We start from the raw sequence: 21,049 nt of genomic DNA on the forward strand, positions 1-21,049 counted from the left end.
CCATGCTGCCGCGGCACCACGAGCCCATCGTCGCCGTCGCCACCGCACCGGGGCGGGGTGCGGTGGGTATCGTGCGCCTGTCCGGGCGCGGCTTGCAGGCGCTGCACCAGCCCCTGTGTGGCCGCCCCTTGAAGCCGCGCCATGCCCATTACGGGCCGTTTTTGGATGCCGACGGCCAAGCGCTGGACCACGGCATCGCGCTGTGGTTTCCGGCTCCCCACTCCTACACCGGCGAGGATGTGTTGGAGCTGCAGGCCCACGGTGGCCCCGTGCTGCTGCAGCTGCTTCTACAGCGCTGCTTGCAAGCCGCCGCCGAAGCCGACCCCGCGCATGGTGCCGCTCGCTTGCCGGGCCTGCGCGTGGCGCAACCGGGTGAATTTACGGAGCGCGCCTTCCTCAATGGCAAGCTCGACCTGGCCCAGGCCGAGGCGGTGGCCGACCTGATCGACGCCAGCACGGAGGCAGCGGCCCGCAGCGCCGCACGCTCGCTGGACGGAGCGTTTTCGCGGGCGGTGCACGCACTGCGCGACGACCTGGTGCACCTGCGCATGGGGGTGGAAGCGACACTCGACTTCCCGGAAGAAGAGATCGATTTCATCCGGCAAGCCGACGTTGCAGGCCAACTGGCACGCCTGCAGGCACGCCTGGCTGACGTGCTGTCCCACACCCGGCAAGGCGCGCTGCTGCGCGAGGGGCTGCACGTGGTCATCGCGGGCCAGCCCAACGCGGGCAAAAGCTCACTGCTCAACGCGCTGGCGCAAGCCGAGGTGGCCATCGTCACCCCTATCGCCGGCACCACGCGTGACGTCTTGCAACAAGCGATCCAGATCGAGGGCGTGCCGCTGCACGTGATCGACACCGCCGGCCTGCGCGAGGGCGACGCGGTGGACGACGTGGAGCGTATCGGCATCGCGCGCGCGTGGAATCGGATCGAGCGCGCCGACGCGGTGCTGTTCGTGCACGACCTGACCCGGGCCACCGACCCTGCGTACGCACAGGCCGATGCCGCCATCGCCGCGCGCCTGCCTGCCCGTGTGCCTGTACTCCACGTCTGGAACAAGGCCGACGTGGCCCCCCTGCCCCCCGGGGCGGAGGGTGTGGCGGTCTCCGCCCGCTCGGGCCTGGGACTGGACACCCTGCGGCAGCGCTTGCTGCACGCGGTGGGCTACTCCGCCCAGACGGCCGAAGGGCTGTTCAGTGCCCGGCAGCGCCACGTGCAGGCATTGCAGGACGTCGGTGCGCACCTGCGCACGGCGCAGCAGCTGCTGGATGGCCCTGCACCCGCGCTGGAATTGCTGGCCGAGGAATTGCGCCTGGCGCAAGAGGCGCTGGGCCGTATCACCGGCGCCTTCGGCGCCGACGACCTGCTGGGCGAGATTTTTGCGCGCTTTTGCATCGGCAAATGAACATGATCGCGTGCTTGCGCCACGACACCCTGACCCCGCGCCCCATGCCACTGTCATCCGTGAATCCTCCCCGCCCCAGCGCGCGCGCCCAGGCCGTGGCCCCGTTTCTGGTGATGCAGGTGGCCGAGGAGGCCGCCGCGCTGGCGGCCCGGCTGCCCGCGGGATCACCGCGCCTGTTGCATCTCAACATCGGCGAGCCCGACTTCGTGGCGCCCGAGCCGGTGCGCGCCGCGGCCGAACGCGCGCTGCGCGACGGGCGCACGCAATACACGCCCGCGCTCGGGCTGCCCGCGCTGCGGGAGCGGCTGTCCGATTGGGTCGCGCAGCACTTTGGCGTCGACGTGCCGGCGCGGCGCATTGCCATCACGGCGGGTGCTTCGGCTGGCTTACAACTCGCAGTGCTCGCATTGTTCGACACGGGCGACGAGGTACTGCTGCCCGACCCGTGCTACCCGTGCAACCGGCAGATCCTGGCCAGCCTGGGCGTGACCCCGCGGGGGCTGGCCACCGACGCTGCCCACCGCTTCCAGCCCACGGCCGCGGCGCTGGCCCGGGCCTGGGGGCCGCGCACGCGCGGCGTCATGCTGGCCACCCCGGCCAACCCCACCGGCACCTCGATCGAACCCGCGGAACTGCAAGCAGTGCTGGACCTCGTGCGCCAGCGCCACGGGGCGCTGGTGGTCGATGAAATCTACCTGGGCCTGTCGTTCGATCCCCGCTACCGCCAGACGGCGTTGGCATGGGGCGACGATGTCATCAGCGTCAACAGCTTTTCCAAATACTTCGGCATGACCGGCTGGCGCCTGGGCTGGCTGGTGCTGCCCGAGGCGCTGGTGCCGGTGGTGGAGCGGCTGGCGCAAAACCACTACATCTGCGCCAACGCGGTGGCGCAACACGCGGCGCTGGCGTGCTTCGAGCCCGAGGTGCTGCAGGAATACGAGCGCCGCCGCGCGGCGTACGCACAGCGGCGCGACGCCGTCGTGCCCGCGCTGCAAGCGATGGGCTGGGGTGTACCGGTATGGCCCGACGGGGCGTTTTACGTCTGGGCCGATGGCAGCGCCTGGCTGGCCCGCGCCGGCGTGCCCGACAGCCAAGCCTTGGTGCGCGCGATGCTGACCCACACCCAAGTGGTGGCCACGCCCAGTGCCGATTTCGGGCAGGCCGACGGTGGGCGCTTCGTGCGCTTTTCGCTGGCCACCGCCCCGGCCGATCTGGAAGAAGCCCTGGATCGACTGCGGCGTTGGCTGGGGTAACGCTTCGCGCTCACCCCGCGCGGTTCAAAACGTCTCCCACTCGTCGTCGGCCGCCGCAGGCGCCGCGGACTTGGGGCCAGGCGCCGCTGCCTTCGCGGCTTTCGGGGTCGCCGGCGCAGCGGCTGCCGCGGGTGCCGCCAGCCGGGCCACGGCCTGACCCGCGCGTTGGGTCTGGAGCGCGGCGGACTTGGCCGCACCCTGCACCGCGGCTTTGAGCTTTTGCAGCGTATCGACCACGGCGCGCCCGGCGCGGATGAAGGGGGACTCGCCCTGCAACAGCCGGTTGGCCTCGTCCATCTTGCCGGCGTTGACCAACTCGGCGATGCGCCCGGTCTCCAGATGGAATTGTTTGTGCTGTTCGACGAGCGTGGAAAATAGCGGCAACTGTCCGTACTGGCGGCCACCACCACCGTAGATCCACTTGCCCACCGCACAACAGTCGTCGCGCCGGATGGTGGCAACGTCGAGCTTCTCCCCCTTGAGAATGGCATTGCGCAGCTTGATGCGCCATTGCTGGTGCGCCTTGATGGCAGCGTCGAAGTCCAGATGGTCGACGTCCAACCGGGCGGCGGCCGCTTTGCGCAGCTGGGTCGCGTCCTCGTGCACCAGCAGCTTGTCCTTGGGCGTGAGGCGGAAGACCCGGATCGTACCGTGCACGGTTTGCACCTGCTCGTCCAACGATATGGCCGCTGCCGCCAGTTCCTCGACCATGGCGGCGTTTTGCTGCGTGATCGAATCCAGATTGGCCAACGCCTCCGCGATCTGACCCACGCCGGCAGACTGCTCGCGTGCCGAGTGGTGGATATCTTCCAGCACACGCGCCACGCGCTCGACCGCTTGCTGCACCTGCTGCACGTTGGCGGCCGCCTCGGCCGCACGCGCATCGCCGGCGAGCACCCGCTCGCGCGACTCGGTGATGAGCTGGCGGATCTGCTTGGCCGCCTCGCCGGTGCGCTGCGCGAGCGCGCGCACCTCGCTGGCCACGACGGCAAAGCCACGCCCGGCCTCGCCGGCACGCGCGGCTTCTACCGCGGCGTTGAGCGCCAGGATGTTGGTCTGGAATGCCACGCCCTCGATGACCTGGATGATATCGGTGATGCGCTGCGACGACTCGGTGATGCCACGCATCGTGTCGGCCATGCTGCCGACTGCCGTAGCCCCCTGGGCCGCGAGCACCTGCGTCTGCTGCACCAGTTGCACACCCTCACCGGCCAGACGCGCCGTCTCCTGCGTGGTCCCGTTGATTTCCTCCATCGAGGCAGCGGTGCGCTCCAAGCTGGAGGCCGCGTTTTCGGTGCGGTGCGACAGGTCTTGGTTGCCCGCCGCGATCTCTTGCGTGCCGCCGCGCAGGTTGGCGACCTCGTGCCGAATGTCGCGTACCACGGTACGCACGCCAACCTCGACCTGCTGCAGCGACAGTTGGATGCGACGCATCTCGTCGCGCGTATCGACGACCACCGGCTCGACCAAGTCACCGGCGGCCAGGTGCTCGGCCTGGCGCGCGATGCGGCGCAGGGGCTGCACGAACTCGATGCGCACGAGCGCGGCCACGGCACCGATCAAAGCGACCGCCAGCGCGCCTGCCCAACCCGCAGCCTGCGCGACGGGCATGCCACCCGCCGCCAGCCAGACAAGCAAGGCCAAGGGCATCGTGGCGCAGACGGCGCTGCCCCACACGACCCGCCCTGCCAGCCCCGGGCGCAAGGTGCGCCACGCTTTCGCCCACCAGGCATTGCGCACGACTTCGCCGTTTTGCAGCCGGTAGGTCAACGGCCGCCCCGCCTCTTCCTCTGCACGCATGCGGGCGTAGAGCGCCTGCGCAGCCTCGATCTCGGCCTCCGTGGGCTTGGTGCGCACGGACAGAAAGCCCACGATCTGCTCGCCCTCGCGCACCGGCGTGGCGTTGGCACGCACCCAGTAGTGGTCGCCATTCTTGCGCCGGTTTTTGACGATGGCGGTCCACGGGCGTCCCTCGTGCAGGATGGTCTGCCACATGTCCCGGTATGCCTCCATCGGCATGTCCGGGTGGCGCACGATGTTGTGCGGCTGGCCCAGCAGCTCGTCGCGCGTGAAACCGCTGACGGCGACGAAATTGTTGTTGGCGTAAGTGATGCGGCCTTTGACGTCCGTGACCGAAATCAGCGTCTGGTCAGGCGGAAAGTCGAAGCGATTTTGGGTGACGGGCAGATTGACGCGCATGGCAGTGACCTGAGTGATCCGGGGATCGTCTCCGTCGGCCGCGCCATAAACCGAAACGGGTGACGGCGCGCGGCGACGAACCCTGTGGATGAAAGGATAGCCGATTCCGATGACGGTCGACAGCCGGGGGCGGTCGCTTCAGTGCCCTTCGTCGCCAGCCGTGGCCTGGCCCACCACCCCCGGCACGACGCGCCGCACCACGTCGCTCGCAAAGCCGCGCGCCGCCAAAAAGCGCATCTGGCGCGCGCGCTCAGCAGCATCCGCGGGCGGCGCGCCGAACCGGCGCTGCCAGACGGCGAGCGCGCGCTCCGCCTCGGTGGCGCGCAGGGCGTCGCTGGCGGCCTGCAGTGTGTCGTCACTCACGCCGCGGGCGCGCAGCTCGGCCTGTACCCGCGCAGCGCCCCATTGCCCGGCGCGGCGCCGCAGGTGTGACTCGGCGGCGCGCTGCTCGTCCAGCCAGCCGCGCGCCTCGCATTCGTCGAGCAGCGCGTCCAGCGCGGCCGACCCCGGTGCATGAGGGGCCAGCCGCTGCGCCAGCTCGGCGCGGGTATAGTCGCGCCGAGCCAGCAGGCGCAAGGCACGCGCTTTCAGGCTCGGGCCAGCGGCGGGCGCAGACCCCTCATCGCCGCCCACGTCACGCTTCGTCGAACGCCACATCGGGATCGATGGCCTCGTCCACATCCACGCTGGGCAGTGCGGCCACGCCCACCGCAGCGCGGATTTTGTTTTCGATTTCGCGCGCCAGGTCTGGGTTTTCCTTCAAAAACTCGCGCGCGTTCTCGCGACCCTGGCCGATTTTTTCGCCGTTGTAGGCATACCAGGCGCCGGATTTTTCGATCACCTTGTGCTGCACGCCCAGATCGACGATCTCGCCCTCGCGGCTGATGCCCTCGCCGTAGAGGATGTCGAAATCGGCGGTCTTGAACGGCGGCGCCACTTTGTTTTTGACCACTTTGACCTTGGTCTCGCTGCCAATGACCTCTTCGCCCTTTTTGATGGAGCCGGTGCGGCGGATATCGATGCGCACCGAGGCGTAGAACTTGAGCGCGTTGCCGCCCGTCGTCGTCTCGGGGCTGCCAAACATGACGCCGATCTTCATGCGGATCTGGTTGATGAAGATGACCATGCAGTTGGTCTTCTTGATGGTGGCCGTCAGCTTGCGCAGCGCCTGGCTCATCAGGCGCGCCTGCAGGCCCGGCAGGCTGTCGCCCATGTCGCCCTCGATTTCGGCCTTGGGCGTGAGCGCCGCCACCGAGTCCACCACGATCAGATCGACCGCGCCGGAGCGCACCAGGCTGTCGACGATCTCCAGCGCCTGCTCGCCCGTGTCGGGCTGGCTGATCAGCAGGTTGGACAGATCGACGCCGAGCTTTTGTGCGTACTGCACGTCCAGCGCGTGCTCGGCATCGACGAAGGCGCAGATGCCACCTTGCTTTTGCATCTGGGCGATGACTTGCAGCGTCAGCGTCGTCTTGCCCGACGACTCGGGACCGTAGATCTCGATGACGCGCCCGCGCGGCAGGCCGCCCACGCCCAGCGCCAAATCGAGCCCCAGCGAGCCGGTGGACACCACCTGGATGTCTTCGACCTTCTCGCCCTCGGCCAGGCGCATGATGGTGCCCTTGCCGAACTGTTTTTCGATTTGGGCCAGCGCGGCTTGCAGGGCCTTGGCCTTGTCGGGATCGGGGGTACGGGTGGCAGCGTTCATGGGAACTCCTCGAGAGGGTGTGACAGGGGTGGAAACCGCACCGCCCTCCCTACCGTCAGATCGTCTGACAGCGTGTGCGGTCGGTGCATGGACGCCAGTGTAGCGGGGCAATCCAAAGTTTTTCTCGATTTTTTGGTCAGTTTACGTTACTATTTGCGACGTGTCCTCGAAGCCTTCTTTCGGCCCCGACGAGCGCTGGCGCGTCACCCACTTGGGCCGCCTGCTCGGCCACGCGCTGCGCCGCTTCGACGAGCGTGTGCTGTGGCTGATGGCGCACTCGCCGCAAGCGCCGCTGGCGCTGTCGAACCTGGCGGCGCGTGCCCAGATCGGCGCGGCCATCATCCACATCACGCGCCACCTGCCGCTGGGCGGCGCCCGGCTGACCCAATTGGCCGACAGCGCCGGCATGACCAAGCAGGCCATGGGCGACTTGGTCGACCAATGCGAGGCCTGGGGCCTGGTGCGCCGCGAGCCCGACCCACTGGACGGACGCGCGCGCCGCATCGTCTTTACCCCGACGGGGCTGGATTGGCTGCACGCGTTTCGGCGCGCGGTCGAGCAAGCCGAAGCCGAATTTCGCGCCGCCGTCGGCGACCCGGTGGCCGCCGTCGTGGCCCTGGGGCTGGAGGCGTATGCCGAAGGGGATGGACGTGCGCCCGAGGCAGCCTACAATCGTTTGCCGCGAGAGCGCTCGCCCTGACCCCCCACCTCCGTTGCACCCCAGGGAGACCCGCCATGCGCATCCTCATCGCCGAAGACGACCAGGTGTTGGCCGACGGCCTGCTGCGCACGCTGCGCGCGGCCGGCGCCGCGGTGGATCACGTCGCCAGCGGCGACGAGGCCGACGCCGCGCTCTTGATGCACGACGGCTTCGATCTGTTGATTCTGGACCTGGGGCTGCCCGGAATGGGTGGACTGGACGTGCTCAAGCGGCTGCGCGCGCGCGGCTCGCGCCTGCCCGTGCTGATCCTGACGGCAGCCGACAGCGTGGAGGACCGCGTGAGGGGCCTAGACTTGGGTGCCGACGACTACATGGCCAAGCCGTTTGCGCTGGCGGAGCTGGAGGCGCGCGTGCGCGCGCTGGTGCGGCGCGGCAACGGCGGCGCCTCGAGCATCATCCAGCACGGCCCGCTGACCTTCGACCAGGCGGGGCGGGTGGCCAGCATCGATGGCAAGATGATCGAACTGTCGGCGCGTGAGCTGAGCCTGCTGGAGGTGCTGCTGCAGCGCGCCGGGCGGCTGGTGAGCAAAGAGCAACTCGTCGAACGCCTGTGCGAGTGGGGCGACGAGGTCAGCAACAACGCCATCGAGGTCTACATCCACCGCCTGCGCAAAAAAATCGAACGCGGCCCGATCCGCATCGCCACCGTGCGCGGGCTGGGGTACTGCCTTGAAAAGATCCCCCAGTGAGGCCCGGCCCGACCTCGATACGCCGCCTGTGGCGCAGGCGGCCGCGGCACCAGCGCGTCCGGCTAGCCCCACTCGGCCGTGGCGCGGCTTGTTCCAGCGCGAGCAACATAGCCTGTTCGGCGAGATCCTCGATTGGATGCTCACGCCGCTGCTGCTGCTGTGGCCGCTGTCGCTGGGGCTGACGTGGTTCGTGGCGCAGGGCATCGCCAACCGGCCTTACGACCGGGCGCTGGAGTTCAACCTGCAGGCGCTCACGCAGTTCGTCACGGTCGAGGGCGGTCGCGCCGAGTTCGCCCTCACCCCGCAGGCGCGCGACCTGCTGCGCGCCGACGACACCGATCTGGTCTTCTATCAAGTGCTCGATCGCGACGGGCGTCTGGTCAGTGGCGACCCGGCTTTTCCGCCGCCCCCCGAGACGGACACCCCTCGGCCAGGCGACATTCGGCTGCGCGACGACGTGATCCGCGACGAGGACGTGCGCGTGGCCTACACCTGGCTCGCGCGCGGTCCGGCGCGCGACCATATCGTGCTGATGCAGGTGGCCGAGACGCGCGGCAAGCGCTCCAAGCTGGCGACCGAAATCATCAAAGGCGTGATGGTGCCGCAGTTCATCATCCTGCCACTGGCGGTGCTGCTGGTGTGGTTGGCACTGGTACACGGCATCCGGCCCTTGAGCGAGCTGGAGCGCCGCATCCGTGCGCGCCGCCCGGACGACCTGAGTCCGATCGACGACGAGCACGTACCGCAGGAGGTGGCGCCGCTGGTGTCGTCGATCAACGACTTGCTGCAGCGCCTCAAGGTCACGTTATCGAACCAGAAACGCTTTCTGGCCGACGCCGCGCACCAGCTCAAAACGCCGCTGGCGGGCCTGCGCATGCAGGCCGAGATGGCGCAAAAGCTCCTGCCCGCCGGGGTGGGCGATGATGTCGAGCGCTCGCTGCGGCAGATCGCCACCTCCAGCGTGCGCGCCACGCACACGGTCAACCAGTTGCTGGCATTGGCGCGGGCCGAAGCCGCGGGGCGCGCGTTGCCGCGCGAGCCGGTCGATCTGGCGGCGGTCGCGCGCGAGGTGGTGGAAGAACTCGTGCCGCTGGCGATGGACAAGGCGATCGACCTGGGCTTCGAGACGTTGCCCGCCGAGCCCACCGCCAGCCTGCCCCCGGTGCGCCTGTGGGGCAACCCGACGCTGCTGGCCGAGCTGGTGCGCAACCTGGCCGACAACGCCCTGCGCTACACACCGCGCGCCGGCGTGGTGACCGTGCGCGTACTGACCGACCCCTTCAGCGGGGTGCAGATTCTACAGGTAGAAGACAGCGGCCCCGGCATCCCACCGGCGGAGCGCGAGCGGGTATTGGCACCGTTTTACCGGACGCTGGGCACCAACGTGGACGGATCGGGCCTGGGGTTGGCCATCGTGCACGAGATCGTGCGCCAACACGGCGCCACCCTCGAGATGGACGACGCCGACCCGAGCCGCCCGCAAACGCGCGGCCTGCGGGTATCGGTGCGGTTTCAGGCAGCCGTGGGCCGGTAAACGTTGAGCTGTAACCGCTCGCGCTCGATGACGCGCGCCACCGCCGGCAAGGCCGCCAACGCCTGCGACAGCGCCCAGGTCTGCGGCAGCGTGGTGGGGTCGATGCCCGCAAACCCGCCCCAGCGCAGCAGGGTCAACGCATAGGCGTCGAGCACACCAGGCTGGGCGCCGCCCAGCCACGGCTCGCTACGCGCAGCCACCAGCGCCTCGAGCTCCTGCAGCAGCGCCTGATACGCCCCCAGCGCGCGCGCCTTGACGGCGGCCTGCGCGGCCGCGTCGTCGGCAAACTTGTGCGGCATGAACACGTGCGTGAAGGTCGGATGCACGGTGTTGTTCATCCACGCCAGCGTCTCGATCGCGCGCGTGCGCGCCAGCCCCTGCAGCGGCAACAGGCCCGCCTGTGGAAAGCGTGCTTCCAGATACAGCGCGATCGCGATGATTTGCGTCACCACCGCCTCGCCATCGACCAGCACCGGCACCTGACCGCGCGGGTTGAGGGCGAGGAATTCGGGCGTCTGGTGCTCGCCCTTGTGCAGCTTGACGAGCACGGGTTCGTAGGCGGCACCGGCCAGCTCCAGCGCGGCGTGCGGCACGAACGAGCAGGCACCGGGGGCGTAATACAGTTTCAGGCTCATGGGCAGGTCTCCTACCGTGGGGTGGATCAGCGTTTGGGGGCAGTGCGGCGGGTGGCCGTGGCGCGAGCGCCGGTGCGCGTACCGGCACGGCGAGCCGATGCACGGCCGCCCTCGCGTGGCTCGAAGGCGAAGTTCACCTTCCCCGCCTCGGCGTCCCACACCAGCGCCGCCTTGAACGGGCGGCGCGTGCGGTTCGAGACGAACCCTTCCAGCCAGTCGGTGCGGCCGGTGGCCAGCAGCTTGGCCATTTGCTCGCGCGCGATGGGCTGCTGCAAGATGGTGGTGGCGCTCTTGAAGTCGCAGCTGGGGGTTGGCTGCTCGGGCGTCGGCACCGCGCGGCTGCAGACGTACTGGCTGCCATGTTCCACCACGGGACTGCCACACTTGGGACAGGGCCCCAGCGCCTCGCGGCCCGCCAGATCGACCAGTTCGCCGTCGTCGCCGTTGTCCTCGTCACCGAAGTCGAACTCCAGCTTCCACTGGCCGCTGGCGTCGGGCACCACGGTCAGCTCGGCGCTGAAGGGCCAGCCCGCTTTGGAGCGAAAGCCCTCCAGTGGCCCGATGCGGTGCTCGCGCAGCAGGGTCTCGACTTCCTCGGGCGCCAAGACGCGCCCGCCCGGCGCTTTGGGTAGCGAAAACCCGCAGCCCGGCCCCTGGCCGTCGGCACCCGTGCAGGCATAGCGGCGGTAGTTTTCCTTCACCACGCCGCCGCACTGCGGACACGGCGAGCGCAGCGTGGCGTAGTCGCCGGGCACGGAGTCGCGGTCGTATTCTTTGGCCTTGCGCACGATGCGCTCGGTCATGGCGGCGATCTCGCGCATGAAGGCCTCGCGGCTGAGCTGACCGCGCTCCATGAGCGAGAGTTTGTGCTCCCATTCCCCCGTCAGCTCGGGGCGCGAGAGCTCCTCCACACCCAGCCCGCGCAGCAGAGTCATGAGCTGGAACGCTTTCGGCGTCGGCACCAGCTCGCGCCCTTCGCGCAGCAGGTATTTCTCGGCCAGCAGCCCCTCGATGATGGCCGCACGCGTCGCGGGCGTACCCAGCCCCTTGTCGGCCATGGCGGCGCGCAGCTCCTCGTCGTCCACCATCTTGCCCGCACCCTCCATGGCGGCCAGCAGCGTGGCTTCGGTGTAGCGTGCCGGTGGTCGGGTCTGGCGGGCGTCGATGCGCGCGTCTTCGGTGCGCACGGTCTCACCTGGCTGCACCGGCACCAGCGGCTGGCCCTTGTCACCGGCGCGCGCACCCTCGACGTCTTCGGCCGCCTCTTTGCCGTAAACCGCCATCCAGCCCGGTTTGACCAGCACCTTGCCCTCGGTCTTGAAGTGGTGCGTGGCCCCCTCTACGGGCACCTGGGTGATGCGGGTCGTGACCAAAAACTCGGCCGGCGGATAAAACACCGCGATGAAGCGCCGCACCACCAGGTCGTAGAGCTTTTGCTCGGCTTCGCTCAAGCCCTGCGGCACCTGCGGCGTGGGAATGATGGCGAAGTGGTCGCTGACCTTGGTGTTGTCGAACACGCGCTTGGTCGGCCGCACATAGCCCTGCTGCAACGCAGTGCGCGCGTGCGGCGCCAGATGCGCCAAGGGACTGTCGGCCAGCACTTCCAGCGTGTGGCGGACCGTGCCCAGATAATCCTCGGGCAGCGCGCGCGAGTCGGTACGGGGGTAGGTCAGCGCCTTGTGTTTCTCGTACAAGCTCTGCGCCAGCGCGAGCGCGGTCTTGGCGGAAAAGCCGAAGCGCCCGTTGGCTTCGCGCTGCAGGCTGGTCAAGTCGTACAGCAGGCCGCAGGCCTGGGTGGTGGGCTTGGACTCCTCGCTGACCTGCGCGGGGCGGCCGCGCACCGCGTCGGCGATGGCGCGCGCTTCGGCCTCGGTCCACAGCCGTTCGGGCTTGCGCTCAGGGTCGGCGGCATCGCCCTGCGGCTTGCGGAACGCCGGGTCGAACCAGCGCCCCGGGTAGGTGCCGGCTTGCGCGGCAAACGTGGCGTGCACCTCCCAATAATCGCGCGCCACGAAGCGGCGGATCTGCTGCTCGCGCTCGACCACGATGGCCAGCGTCGGCGTCTGCACCCGACCCACCGTGGTCAGGAAAAACCCGCCGTCGCGCGAGTTGAACGCCGTCATGGCGCGCGTGCCGTTGATGCCGACCAACCAATCGGCCTCGGAGCGGCTGCGAGCCGCGTCGGCGAGGGGCCGCATTTGCTCGTCGCTGCGCAATTGCTCGAAACCCTCGCGGATGGCCTGTGGCGTCATCGACTGCAGCCACAGGCGCTGCACGGGCTTGCCCAGCGGCTTGGGGTTGCCGGCCTTGTCGGTGCCTCCGGCGTACTGCTCGATGAGCCGAAAGATGAGCTCGCCCTCGCGCCCCGCGTCGCAAGCATTGACCAGCGTGGTGACGTCCTTGCGCCGCGCCAGCTTGACCACGGCGTTGAGGCGCGCTTTGGTCTTGTCGATGGGCTTGAGCTCGAAATGCGGCGGGATCACCGGCAGGTGCGCAAAGCTCCACTTGCCGCGCTTGACGTCGTACGCCTCGGGCGCGGCGATCTCCAGCAGGTGGCCCACTGCCGAGGTGACGATGTAGCGGTCGTTTTCGTAGTAATCCTCGTGCTTGTCGAATTTGCCACTGACAGGGGTGAGGGCGCGCACGATGTCGAGCGCGACGGAGGGCTTTTCGGCAATGACGAGCGTCTTGCCGGTAGCGGCAGCGGAAGGGTTGGCGGTTGGGCTCATGTCTCTACAATGCGTTCGGGCGTGCCGTGCCGCGCGGCGGAGGACCTTAGGGGGCCCTGCGCCTCGCGCGCGCACGCATGCGCGCCCACACAGCTACCTTAGCAAACTTTCGCCCCGAACCAGCCCGGCCCAACCGCACGCGCCCACCCACACTCGCCATGCCCACCCCGACACCCGCGCCCGATGCCCCGGCCACTGCCGCCGCGCTCGCCCGCTTGGAGGGCGGGGCGCAAGCCCTGTGGCAGTCCCTCGCGCCCTGGTGGCCCGGGCTGGCGGTCGAGGTCGTGCCGACGATCGACTCCACCAATGCCGAGCTGATGCGCCGCGCGCGCGCCGGCCAGACCGACCCGGTGGTGTTGGCCGCCGCATCGCAGAGCGCCGGTCGCGGCCGCTTGGGCCGGTCCTGGGTCACGGTGCCGGGCGCATCGCTGGCACTGTCCATCGGGCTGCCGCTGGCGCCTGCCGACTGGGCGGGGCTGTCGCTGGCGGTGGGGGTGGCCGTCGCCGAGGCGCTCGACCCCGCCGTGCAGCTCAAATGGCCCAACGACCTGTGCTGGCAAGGGCGCAAACTGGGCGGCATTCTGATCGAAACCGCCCCCATCGACCCGGCGCGGCCCGCGTCGCGCTACGCCGTCATCGGCATCGGTCTCAACCTGGCCACGCCGCGGCTGCCGCCCGATGCCCCCGCAGACGCGCTGCCCCCGATCGGCCTGGAGGCGCTGCCGCGCGAAGGCGGGCACCCGGCGCACGACATCGGCCATTGGCTGGCCCGTGTCGGGGCAGCCACGCTGCAGGCGGTGCAGGACTTCGAGCGCGCGGGGTTTGCGCCGCTACAGTCGCGCTACGCGGCGCGCGATGCACTGCGCGGCCAGCGCGTGCGCACGAGCGACGGTGGCGAGGGCATCGCCGACGGCGTGGATGCCGACGGCGCGCTGCGCCTGCGCACCCCAGATGGCGTGCGTCGCGTGCAACAGGGAGAGGTGAGCGTGCGGCCATGCTGAGGTTGCTGGTTTTGGTGCTGCTGCTGGCCAATGCCGCCCTGTGGGGCTGGCGCCACGGCGAGTGGGGCGACGCGCCGGAACGCGCCGGGACGTCGGATCGCCAGCGCCTGGCGCAACAGGTGGAGCCCGAGCGGCTGCGGCTGCTCAATCCCCCTGGCAGCCCCGCTCACACGCTGACAGACCCATCGGTGTCGGACGACCCCGACGCGTCGGCCCCCACTGTGCAGGACGAAGAAGACGGACCACCCCCACCCGCGGAGCCTGCGGCAACTGCGACACGCCCGGCAGCCGTGCGGCGCTGCTGGCAATTGGCGGCCCTGCCGCCGGCGCAAGCCGAGGCACTGCAGCGCAGCGCCGAGACCACCGCCGGCCTGCGCGGACGCCACACCGAACAAACAGCGACGCTGCCCGAGCGCTGGATCGTCTATGTGGGCAAGTTTCCGACTGCCGAGGCGCTGCAGCGCCGCCGCGCCGAGCTGCGCCAGGCGGGCGTCGAGTATCGCGACGTCAACGCCCCCGCGCTGGCGCCGGGGCTGGCGCTGGGCACCTACTCCAGCGAAGAGGCCGCGCGTAAGGCGCTGCTGGACGTGCAACGACAAGGCGTGCGCGACGCCCGTGTGGTGCAGGAGCGCCCCGCCACGCGCGTGCTGACGTTGCGCTGGCCCGATTTGACCGAAGCCGAGCGCGAGCAGCTGCAGGCGGCGCTGGGCCCGGCGGGAAGCTCGCTGACCGCGTGCCCGTAAGGCCCTATTGATCCGGCACCATGAAAATTGAACGTTTCGAGCCCATCCGCGTCGACCGTATACGGACAAGGAAGACGCTCGTTACCAGAAGCTTGAGCAACTTCACGAACGGCGCAAGCAAGTCGTTCGGCTGCACCGAAAGGGCTACGGCGTGATGGCCATCGTGGAACTCACAGGGCTGAGCTACCCGGCGGTGCGCCGCACGATCCTGCGACAAGCGCCCCGAGCAGCTGTGCGGGCTCAAGCTGTCGGTGCGCGCGGCGGGCAGTCACCAACCAGGGCCGCGCCAACTGGATGATCATCGACGGGGCCTTCAACCACGAGCGGCTCGTCGAGTTCTTCGAGGCACTCGTCCGCGATGGCCGCAGGCTGGGTAAGAAGGTCTTCCTCATCCTGGACAACCTGGGCGTGCATCACTGCAAGCCCGTCAAGGCGTGGCTGGCCGAGCACGTGGCCGACATCGAGGTGTTTGACCTGCCCAGCTACAGCCCCGAGCTCAACCCGGACGAGCGGCTCAACGCCGACCTGAAGCACGCCATCGGCACCAAGGTGCCCGCGCGCACCAGACCCAAGCTGCGCGCCGCCGCCGAGCAGCACATGCAGTTCATCGAGGCCAACCCGCAGCGCGTTCGGGCCTACTTCCAAGACCCCATCGTGCAATATGCGGCTTGAAGACATATTCGTGCCGGATCAATAAACGCGCCCGCAACAGCGGGGCACTGGCGTCGTGCGCCAAATAAGCCCCATGGGGTTCGGCTCGACGGCGCTGGACTTTGAACGACGCCCCCGCGGCACTGCGCGGTCGGCGCTACCATTGCGGCGTCACCACCGCGGAGCGCTTACGCATGGGCATGGACGTCATCGACTACGAGATTCGTGGCGCCGAGATGCAGTTCGTCGAGATCGAGCTCGATCCCGGCGAAGCCGCCATTGGCGAAGCCGGCAGCCTCATGTTCATGGACGAGGGCATCGTCATGGACACGGTCTTTGGCGATGGCAGCGCCCAACAGGGCGGGCTGTTTGCCAAACTGCTGGGAGCGGGCAAGCGGCTGGTCACGGGCGAGTCGCTGTTCACCACGGTATATAGCAACACGGCCAACGGTAAACGGCGTGTCGCTTTCGCCGCGCCGTTTCCCGGCAAGATATTGCCCATCGACCTGCGCACGCTCGGTGGCACGCTCGTGTGCCAGAAAGACAGCTTTTTGTGTGCGGCGCGCGGCGTCAGCCTCGGCATCGCCTTTCAGCGACGGCTGTCGGTCGGCTTTTTCGGGGGCGAGGGCTTCATCATGCAACGCCTGGACGGCGACGGGCTGGCCTTCGTGCACGCCGGCGGCACGGTGGTGCGACGCGAACTGGCCGCGGGCCAATCGCTACGCGTGGATACTGGCTGCGTGGTGGCATACACCGCCGAGGTGGACTTTGACATTGAGTACGTCGGCCGCATCAAGACCGCGCTGTTCGGCGGCGAAGGGCTGTTTTTGGCCCGCCTCAGCGGGCCGGGCAGCGTCTGGTTGCAGAGCCTGCCATTCTCCCGCCTGGCGTCCCGTGTATTTGCCGCCGCACCGCAGCTGGGGGGCCGACGCGAGGAGGGATCGATACTGGGTGGCTTTGCGGCGGGGGGCTTGTTGGGCGGCGTCATCGGCGGTGACGGCAGCCACGACTGAGGGGCGCTGGGCGAGCGCTCAATGGCGCGCCACCTCGAAGCCCGCCGCAAGCAACGCCTGCATCACCTGTTCCACGTGCGCCGGGCCGCGCGTCTGAAGGACCAGCTCGATCTCGACGCTTTGCGCCGCCAGCAAAGTAAAAGCACGCTGGTGGTGCACTTGGTCGATGTTGGCGCCGGCCTCGGCCACCACAGCGGCGATGCGCGCGAGCTGCCCTGGCAGGTCACGCGTGCTCACCACCAGCCGCACCAACCGCCCTGCGCGCACCATGCCGCGTTCGATGATCGAGGCCAGCAACAGCGGGTCGATATTGCCGCCACACAGCACCAATCCCACCTGGCGCCCGGCAAAGCGGACTGGGTGCCGCAGCACCGCTGCCAGGCCCGCCGCACCGGCCCCCTCGACCAGGGTCTTTTCGATTTCGAGCAGCAGCACGATGGCCTGCTCGATGTCCTCCTCGTCCACCAGCAGCCAATCGTCCACGTAGCGCTGCGCCAGCTCGAGCGTGCGCTCACCTGGCGCACCCACCGCGATGCCCTCGGCAATGGTGTTGGCCCCTTGTGGCCAGTGGCTACCAGTGACGGCGTTGACCATGGCCGGGAAGCGCCGCGTCTGCACACCGATGATCTCGATATCCGGCTTGATGGCCTTGGCCGCCGCCGCCACGCCCCCGATCAGCCCGCCACCGCCCACGGCAATCGCCAACACGTCGAGCTCGGGCTGGGCGCGCAGCATCTCCAGCCCCACCGTACCCTGCCCGGCGATGATGGCATCGTCATCGTAGGGGTGCACGAAGGTCAAGCCCTGTTCGGCCGCCAGGGTACGCGCGTGCGCGCGCGCCTCCTCCAGCGTGTCGCCGTGCAGCACCACCTCGGCGCCAAAGCCGCGCGTGCGCTCGACCTTCACCCCTGGCGTGAAGCGCGGCATGACGATGACAGCGCGCAGGCCCAGGCGCTGCGCATGGTAGGCCACGCCTTGCGCGTGGTTGCCGGCCGACATGGCGATCACGCCGCGTGCCCGCTCTTCGGGTGTGAGCTGTGCCAATTTGTTGAACGCCCCGCGCTCCTTGAACGAGGCGGTGTACTGCAGGTTCTCGAACTTCAAGTAGACCTGCGCCCCCGTGATCTGCGACAGCGTGCGCGACTCCAGACACGGGGTTTGCAGCACCTGCCCAGCCAGGCGGGCGGCTGCCGCTTCGATATCTGACAAACCGATCATGGTTGATCCTTTTCAGCAAAACAGGATGCCCAACATTGTCACTGGGAATGATGCTCACTAATGGCGCTTCGCCGGTACCCTCGGCTGGCACCACCGCGGGTACGTATTCGTCGCATACTGATGCGCCATTCGGATCCGATTTCCGCGCCATGAACGACGACCACCAACGCATCCACCGCTGGCTCGACGAGCACCGCATCACCGAGGTCGAGTGCCTCATCCCCGACATGACGGGCCAGGCACGCGGCAAGATCGTGCCGCGCCACAAGTACGACCCCGCCGCGGGCCTGCGCCTGCCCGAGGCGGTGCTGACCATGACCGTCACCGGCGACTATCCCGAGCAGGACTTCACGCCCGTGGCCGACCCCGACATGCGGCTCGCGCCCGACTCGACCACGCTGCGCATCGTCCCCTGGGCCAAAGAGCCGACCGCCCAAATCATCCATGACTGCCAGCGTTCCGACGGCTCGTGGATCGAGCTGGCGCCGCGTAACGTGCTGCGCCGCATCCTGTCGTATTACGAACGCGATGGCCTGCAGCCCATCGTCGCGCCGGAAATCGAGTTCTACCTCGTCGAGGTCGAGCCCGACGAGGACATCCCGCTCAAGCCCCCGATCGGCCGCACCAAGCGCACCGAGGCCGGCATGCAGAGCTTCTCCATCGACGCGGTCAACGAATACGACGATATCTTCGACGTCATCTACGGCTGGTGCGAGGCGCAAGGGCTGCAACTCGATACGCTCATTCACGAGATGGGCACCGCGCAAATGGAGATCAACCTGGACCACGGCGAGCCGCTAGCGCTGGCCGACCAGGTTTTTCTGTTCAAACGCACGGTACGCGAGGCTGCCATCCGCCACGGCATGTACGCGACCTTCATGGCCAAGCCGATGCAGGGGCAACCCGGCAGCGCCATGCACATCCACCAGAGCGTGCTCGAGCGCGCCAGTGGGCGCAACATCTTTAGCCAGCCCGACGGCACACCGTCGGAGGCGTTTTTCCACTTCATCGGCGGGCTGCAGACCTACCTGCCCGCGGCGATGGCGTTCTTTGCCCCTTACGTCAACAGCTACCGGCGCCTGTCGCGCTACACGGCGGCACCCATCAACTTGAGCTGGGGCTACGACAACCGCACCTGCGGCCTGCGCGTGCCGCACTCCCCGGCCGAGGCGCGCCGTGTCGAAAACCGCCTGGCGGGGGTCGACGTCAACCCTTACCTGGCCATCGCCGCCAGCTTGGCCTGTGGCTACCTGGGCATGCGCGAGCGCCTGCAGCCCACCCCGCCGTTGACCGGCAGCGCCTACGAGCAGCCGCACCAACTGCCGCGCCACCTGGACGACGCTGTCGAGCGCCTGCTGGCGTGTACACCGCTGGCCGAGCTGTTCGGCGAGCATTTTTTGCGCACCTATGCCGCGATCAAGGAGGCCGAGTACCGCGAGTACTTCGAAGTCGTCAGCCCCTGGGAGCGGCGTTTCTTGTTACTCAGCGTGTGACCCCGGTAGCGCATCCTGGCCTCGTGCACGGCGCAACCGCATCCAAGAGCTTCTCCTCGGTAAACGCACCCCAGTGGTTCGCCACTCAGTACAGATCGCTGCGCTGGGCGAGCTTGAGCGCTTTCTTATCCTTCAGCCCAAAGCGGTAATCGACGCCGGCGCCCAGTGCCGCCTCGCGCGCGCCGATCAGCCAGGCCGCCTCCGACAGATTCACCACCGGCCGTGCCAACATGCGCCGCATCGCTGCGGCCCCACTTCACGCTCGAAGGCCGGTCTGACCTTACTCATGGGAGTCTCGGTCACCCAAGACCGTCGGTATGTATCGACGTTCGAAACCGTGCTGCTGTGACTTTTCCAAAGCGATCTTCGTCAAAGAAAGCACGGACACCGATTCCAGGAGTTGCCCATGCCAGCGCCCATCGACGCCTTCGAGTCCCGTCTTGCGGCAGCGCTGCAAGACAGCCCCGAACCGCCCAACGGCCTGACCCCCGTCTTGCACCGCGCCCGCGCCCGCTTGGCCGTGCGCAACGTGCTGGGGCTAGTGCTGGGGCGTATCTGGTTGGCCTTGGCAAGGCTTCTCGCACCGGCTGTGGCACGGCTGCATCGGGCGTCTGTTCACCGCTGATCACGAAGGAGCTTATCTATGGACCACATCCGAACCGCCCTTGCCTGGGCTTCCGACCCTCTGGTGGCGCTCTACAACCGCCTGGCCATGCTGGCGCCCAACTTGCTGGGCGCGCTCGTCTTGCTGCTGTTCGGCTATCTGCTGGGCAAGCTGCTGGGGGCCGTGACACGGCGCCTACTGGCCAAACTGGGCATCGACGAGCTGGCCAAACGCTCGGGGCTGCAAGGCTTCTTGCAGCAGTGGGGTATGCAGCGTGAGATTTCCGCGCTGCTTGGGACCATCGCCTTCGCCTTCGTGTTGCTGGCCTTTGCCATCTCGGCAGCCGACAGTCTGGGACTGGCTGCGGCAGGGCAGACGGTCGCGCAAGTCATGCTCTTTCTGCCCAAGTTCGTGGCTGCCGTGGTCGTACTCGTGCTGGGGCTGATGGCGGCCAGTTGGCTGGCGGGCCTGGTGCGCCGTGCTGCTGACTCGGCGGGGGTGGACTACGCACCCACGCTCGCGCGGCTGACCATGGGCGTGCTGGCGGCGCTGGTGGTGCTGATGGCGGTCGACCAGCTCGATATCCGCATCGTGTTGCTGCAAGAAGTCATTGGCATTGCCCTGGCCGCCATCGGTGTGGCGGTGGCCCTGTCTTTGGGGTTGGGCACGCGCGGGCTGGCCGGTGAAATCGTCGCCGGTGTCTATCTGCGCGATCTGCTCAAAGAAGGCGATCGCATCGAGTGGAATGGTATCGCCGCCACCGTGCGCGAGGTCGGCACCATCAAGACGGTACTCGTGCTCGCCGATGGCCGTTTGCTGACCGTGGCCAATTCGCGGCTCAGTGCCGATGCGGTCACCGTCTCCCGTTGACCATCATGACCTGCACGGCGATGCGGTGCCCCATCTGGCAGACGACGCCGCGCTGGTCGCTCGGGCGCGCGCTGAACTGCCCTACCGGACGGGTGCCTTTGAAGCGCTGATGCGCCGCCATGGCAGCCGCATTCGCGCGCTCACCCGGCGTTTTACCGCCTGCGCCGCCGATGCCGAAGATCTGGCCCAGGAGGTCATGCTCAAGGTGTTCTTCGAACTGCCGCGCTTTCGCGGCGAATCGGCCTTCAGCACCTGGCTGTGGCGCATCACGGCCAATGTGTGCATCGACCATCGGCGCAAGGCGCAGGCGTGGCCATCCACGGTTTCGTTGCATGACCCAGAAACTCGCGAGGACGCGCACGCCGTGGCCGACTCGAAGGATGCCATTGCCGCCACCGAAGCCCGCCTGGATGCCGAGTCCTTGCTGGCGCGGCTGGCGCCCGACGATCGCATGCTGGTACTACTGCGCCTGCTCGTGGGCCTCGAGTTCGCTGAAATCGCTGAGGCGATGGGTTTGGGGCTGTCGGCAACGAAGATGCGTTATGCCCGTGCCTTGCAGCGCTTGAAAGAGGGGGGCTGAAT

At 68.5% G+C, this 21,049-nt stretch carries 19 protein-coding genes and 1 pseudogene; 13 read left to right on the forward strand and 7 right to left on the reverse strand.

Annotated elements, in window-relative coordinates:
- Positions 1–2 precede the first annotated feature (2 nt).
- Positions 3–1,406 carry a tRNA uridine-5-carboxymethylaminomethyl(34) synthesis GTPase MnmE gene (gene mnmE, locus ACPYIS_RS02245; protein WP_424858599.1) on the forward strand — a complete coding sequence of 468 codons (1,404 nt, stop codon included), beginning with the start codon at positions 3–5 and terminating at the stop codon, positions 1,404–1,406.
- A gap of 44 nt (positions 1,407–1,450) precedes the next feature.
- Positions 1,451–2,659, forward strand: coding sequence for a pyridoxal phosphate-dependent aminotransferase (locus ACPYIS_RS02250; RefSeq protein WP_424860163.1), 1,209 nt, complete (start codon positions 1,451–1,453; stop codon positions 2,657–2,659).
- Positions 2,660–2,683: 24 nt separating this feature from the next.
- Here the strand turns inward: ACPYIS_RS02250 and ACPYIS_RS02255 are convergent, their stop codons facing one another.
- From ACPYIS_RS02255 to recA, 3 genes are all read right to left on the reverse strand, one after another.
- Complete coding sequence (locus ACPYIS_RS02255) at positions 2,684–4,858, reverse strand: methyl-accepting chemotaxis protein (RefSeq protein ID WP_425973816.1); 2,175 nt, start codon at positions 4,856–4,858, stop codon at positions 2,684–2,686.
- Between the two features lie 138 nt (positions 4,859–4,996).
- Positions 4,997–5,515 (reverse strand): recombination regulator RecX, encoded by a 519-nt coding sequence (recX, locus tag ACPYIS_RS02260; RefSeq protein ID WP_424858597.1) that lies wholly within the window; start codon positions 5,513–5,515, stop codon positions 4,997–4,999.
- Entirely contained in the window at positions 5,493–6,566 is a 1,074-nt protein-coding gene (gene recA, locus ACPYIS_RS02265; RefSeq protein ID WP_299022987.1) for a recombinase RecA, read from the reverse strand. The genes recX and recA overlap by 23 nt, the downstream gene beginning before the upstream one ends.
- A 160-nt stretch (positions 6,567–6,726) precedes the next feature.
- Here recA and ACPYIS_RS02270 point away from each other — a divergent pair, with 160 nt between their 5' ends.
- From ACPYIS_RS02270 to ACPYIS_RS02280, 3 genes are all read left to right on the forward strand, one after another.
- Positions 6,727–7,266, forward strand: a complete 540-nt coding sequence (locus tag ACPYIS_RS02270; protein WP_299022988.1) for a MarR family winged helix-turn-helix transcriptional regulator — start codon at positions 6,727–6,729, stop codon at positions 7,264–7,266.
- A 35-nt stretch (positions 7,267–7,301) separates the two neighbouring features.
- Positions 7,302–7,976, forward strand: a complete 675-nt coding sequence (locus ACPYIS_RS02275) for a response regulator (RefSeq protein ID WP_299022993.1) — start codon at positions 7,302–7,304, stop codon at positions 7,974–7,976.
- Positions 7,977–8,112: 136 nt separating this feature from the next.
- Positions 8,113–9,510 carry a sensor histidine kinase N-terminal domain-containing protein gene (locus ACPYIS_RS02280; protein WP_299023005.1) on the forward strand — a complete coding sequence of 466 codons (1,398 nt, stop codon included), beginning with the start codon at positions 8,113–8,115 and terminating at the stop codon, positions 9,508–9,510.
- On the opposite strand, the gene ACPYIS_RS02285 is transcribed toward ACPYIS_RS02280, so the two are convergent.
- Together ACPYIS_RS02285 and ACPYIS_RS02290 are read right to left on the reverse strand one after the other, a co-directional pair.
- The gene (locus tag ACPYIS_RS02285) at positions 9,489–10,145 is read right to left on the reverse strand and encodes a glutathione S-transferase family protein (protein WP_299022995.1); all 657 of its coding nucleotides are present in this window, start codon (positions 10,143–10,145) and stop codon (positions 9,489–9,491) included. The genes ACPYIS_RS02280 and ACPYIS_RS02285 overlap by 22 nt on opposite strands.
- 26 nt (positions 10,146–10,171) lie before the next feature.
- Complete coding sequence (locus ACPYIS_RS02290; protein WP_425973817.1) at positions 10,172–12,874, reverse strand: DNA topoisomerase III; 2,703 nt, start codon at positions 12,872–12,874, stop codon at positions 10,172–10,174.
- A gap of 158 nt (positions 12,875–13,032) precedes the next feature.
- Here ACPYIS_RS02290 and ACPYIS_RS02295 point away from each other — a divergent pair, with 158 nt between their 5' ends.
- From ACPYIS_RS02295 to ACPYIS_RS02310, 4 genes and pseudogenes are all read left to right on the forward strand, one after another.
- On the forward strand, positions 13,033–13,875 hold the full coding sequence (locus ACPYIS_RS02295; RefSeq protein ID WP_299022998.1) for a biotin--[acetyl-CoA-carboxylase] ligase: 843 nt from the start codon (positions 13,033–13,035) through the stop codon (positions 13,873–13,875).
- Entirely contained in the window at positions 13,869–14,618 is a 750-nt protein-coding gene (locus ACPYIS_RS02300) for an SPOR domain-containing protein (RefSeq protein WP_299023000.1), read from the forward strand. The genes ACPYIS_RS02295 and ACPYIS_RS02300 overlap by 7 nt, the downstream gene beginning before the upstream one ends.
- A 61-nt stretch (positions 14,619–14,679) precedes the next feature.
- Positions 14,680–15,290, forward strand: a pseudogene (locus ACPYIS_RS02305) (transposase); the annotation flags it as partial.
- 173 nt (positions 15,291–15,463) lie between these two features.
- Positions 15,464–16,282: a TIGR00266 family protein gene (locus ACPYIS_RS02310; protein WP_299023006.1), complete on the forward strand. Its 819-nt coding sequence runs from the start codon at positions 15,464–15,466 to the stop codon at positions 16,280–16,282.
- An 18-nt stretch (positions 16,283–16,300) separates the two neighbouring features.
- Here the strand turns inward: ACPYIS_RS02310 and ACPYIS_RS02315 are convergent, their stop codons facing one another.
- Positions 16,301–17,500 (reverse strand): threonine ammonia-lyase, encoded by a 1,200-nt coding sequence (locus ACPYIS_RS02315; RefSeq protein ID WP_424858595.1) that lies wholly within the window; start codon positions 17,498–17,500, stop codon positions 16,301–16,303.
- A 149-nt stretch (positions 17,501–17,649) separates the two neighbouring features.
- Between ACPYIS_RS02315 and ACPYIS_RS02320 the strand changes: the two genes are divergently transcribed.
- On the forward strand, positions 17,650–18,993 hold the full coding sequence (locus ACPYIS_RS02320; RefSeq protein WP_425973818.1) for a glutamine synthetase family protein: 1,344 nt from the start codon (positions 17,650–17,652) through the stop codon (positions 18,991–18,993).
- A gap of 85 nt (positions 18,994–19,078) precedes the next feature.
- On the opposite strand, the gene ACPYIS_RS02325 is transcribed toward ACPYIS_RS02320, so the two are convergent.
- Entirely contained in the window at positions 19,079–19,225 is a 147-nt protein-coding gene (locus ACPYIS_RS02325) for a hypothetical protein (RefSeq protein WP_424858594.1), read from the reverse strand.
- Between the two features lie 174 nt (positions 19,226–19,399).
- On the opposite strand from ACPYIS_RS02325, the gene ACPYIS_RS02330 reads away from it, so the two are divergent.
- From ACPYIS_RS02330 to ACPYIS_RS02340, 3 genes are read left to right on the forward strand one after another with little or no spacing between them, the layout of a single operon-like run.
- On the forward strand, positions 19,400–19,618 hold the full coding sequence (locus ACPYIS_RS02330) for a hypothetical protein (RefSeq protein WP_424858593.1): 219 nt from the start codon (positions 19,400–19,402) through the stop codon (positions 19,616–19,618).
- A gap of 18 nt (positions 19,619–19,636) precedes the next feature.
- The gene (locus tag ACPYIS_RS02335) at positions 19,637–20,467 is read left to right on the forward strand and encodes a mechanosensitive ion channel family protein (protein WP_424858592.1); all 831 of its coding nucleotides are present in this window, start codon (positions 19,637–19,639) and stop codon (positions 20,465–20,467) included.
- Positions 20,445–21,047, forward strand: coding sequence for a sigma-70 family RNA polymerase sigma factor (locus tag ACPYIS_RS02340; RefSeq protein ID WP_424858591.1), 603 nt, complete (start codon positions 20,445–20,447; stop codon positions 21,045–21,047). The genes ACPYIS_RS02335 and ACPYIS_RS02340 overlap by 23 nt, the downstream gene beginning before the upstream one ends.
- Positions 21,048–21,049 lie beyond the last annotated feature (2 nt).

It is taken from the genome of Tepidimonas sp. HKU78 (genome assembly GCF_049860815.1).
Classification (GTDB): Bacteria; Pseudomonadota; Gammaproteobacteria; order Burkholderiales; family Burkholderiaceae_C; genus Tepidimonas.

Coding starts and splice junctions, on each gene's coding strand:
- mnmE (WP_424858599.1), top strand. CDS start 3: ATGCTGCCGCGGCACCACGAGCCCATCGTCGCCGTCGCCACCGCACCG.
- ACPYIS_RS02250 (WP_424860163.1), top strand. CDS start 1,451: ATGCCACTGTCATCCGTGAATCCTCCCCGCCCCAGCGCGCGCGCCCAG.
- ACPYIS_RS02255 (WP_425973816.1), bottom strand. CDS start 4,858: ATGCGCGTCAATCTGCCCGTCACCCAAAATCGCTTCGACTTTCCGCCT.
- recX (WP_424858597.1), bottom strand. CDS start 5,515: ATGTGGCGTTCGACGAAGCGTGACGTGGGCGGCGATGAGGGGTCTGCG.
- recA (WP_299022987.1), bottom strand. CDS start 6,566: ATGAACGCTGCCACCCGTACCCCCGATCCCGACAAGGCCAAGGCCCTG.
- ACPYIS_RS02275 (WP_299022993.1), top strand. CDS start 7,302: ATGCGCATCCTCATCGCCGAAGACGACCAGGTGTTGGCCGACGGCCTG.
- ACPYIS_RS02280 (WP_299023005.1), top strand. CDS start 8,113: ATGCTCACGCCGCTGCTGCTGCTGTGGCCGCTGTCGCTGGGGCTGACG.
- ACPYIS_RS02285 (WP_299022995.1), bottom strand. CDS start 10,145: ATGAGCCTGAAACTGTATTACGCCCCCGGTGCCTGCTCGTTCGTGCCG.
- ACPYIS_RS02290 (WP_425973817.1), bottom strand. CDS start 12,874: ATGAGCCCAACCGCCAACCCTTCCGCTGCCGCTACCGGCAAGACGCTC.
- ACPYIS_RS02295 (WP_299022998.1), top strand. CDS start 13,033: ATGCCCACCCCGACACCCGCGCCCGATGCCCCGGCCACTGCCGCCGCG.
- ACPYIS_RS02300 (WP_299023000.1), top strand. CDS start 13,869: ATGCTGAGGTTGCTGGTTTTGGTGCTGCTGCTGGCCAATGCCGCCCTG.
- ACPYIS_RS02310 (WP_299023006.1), top strand. CDS start 15,464: ATGGGCATGGACGTCATCGACTACGAGATTCGTGGCGCCGAGATGCAG.
- ACPYIS_RS02315 (WP_424858595.1), bottom strand. CDS start 17,500: ATGATCGGTTTGTCAGATATCGAAGCGGCAGCCGCCCGCCTGGCTGGG.
- ACPYIS_RS02320 (WP_425973818.1), top strand. CDS start 17,650: ATGAACGACGACCACCAACGCATCCACCGCTGGCTCGACGAGCACCGC.
- ACPYIS_RS02325 (WP_424858594.1), bottom strand. CDS start 19,225: ATGTTGGCACGGCCGGTGGTGAATCTGTCGGAGGCGGCCTGGCTGATC.
- ACPYIS_RS02330 (WP_424858593.1), top strand. CDS start 19,400: ATGCCAGCGCCCATCGACGCCTTCGAGTCCCGTCTTGCGGCAGCGCTG.
- ACPYIS_RS02335 (WP_424858592.1), top strand. CDS start 19,637: ATGGACCACATCCGAACCGCCCTTGCCTGGGCTTCCGACCCTCTGGTG.
- ACPYIS_RS02340 (WP_424858591.1), top strand. CDS start 20,445: ATGCGGTCACCGTCTCCCGTTGACCATCATGACCTGCACGGCGATGCG.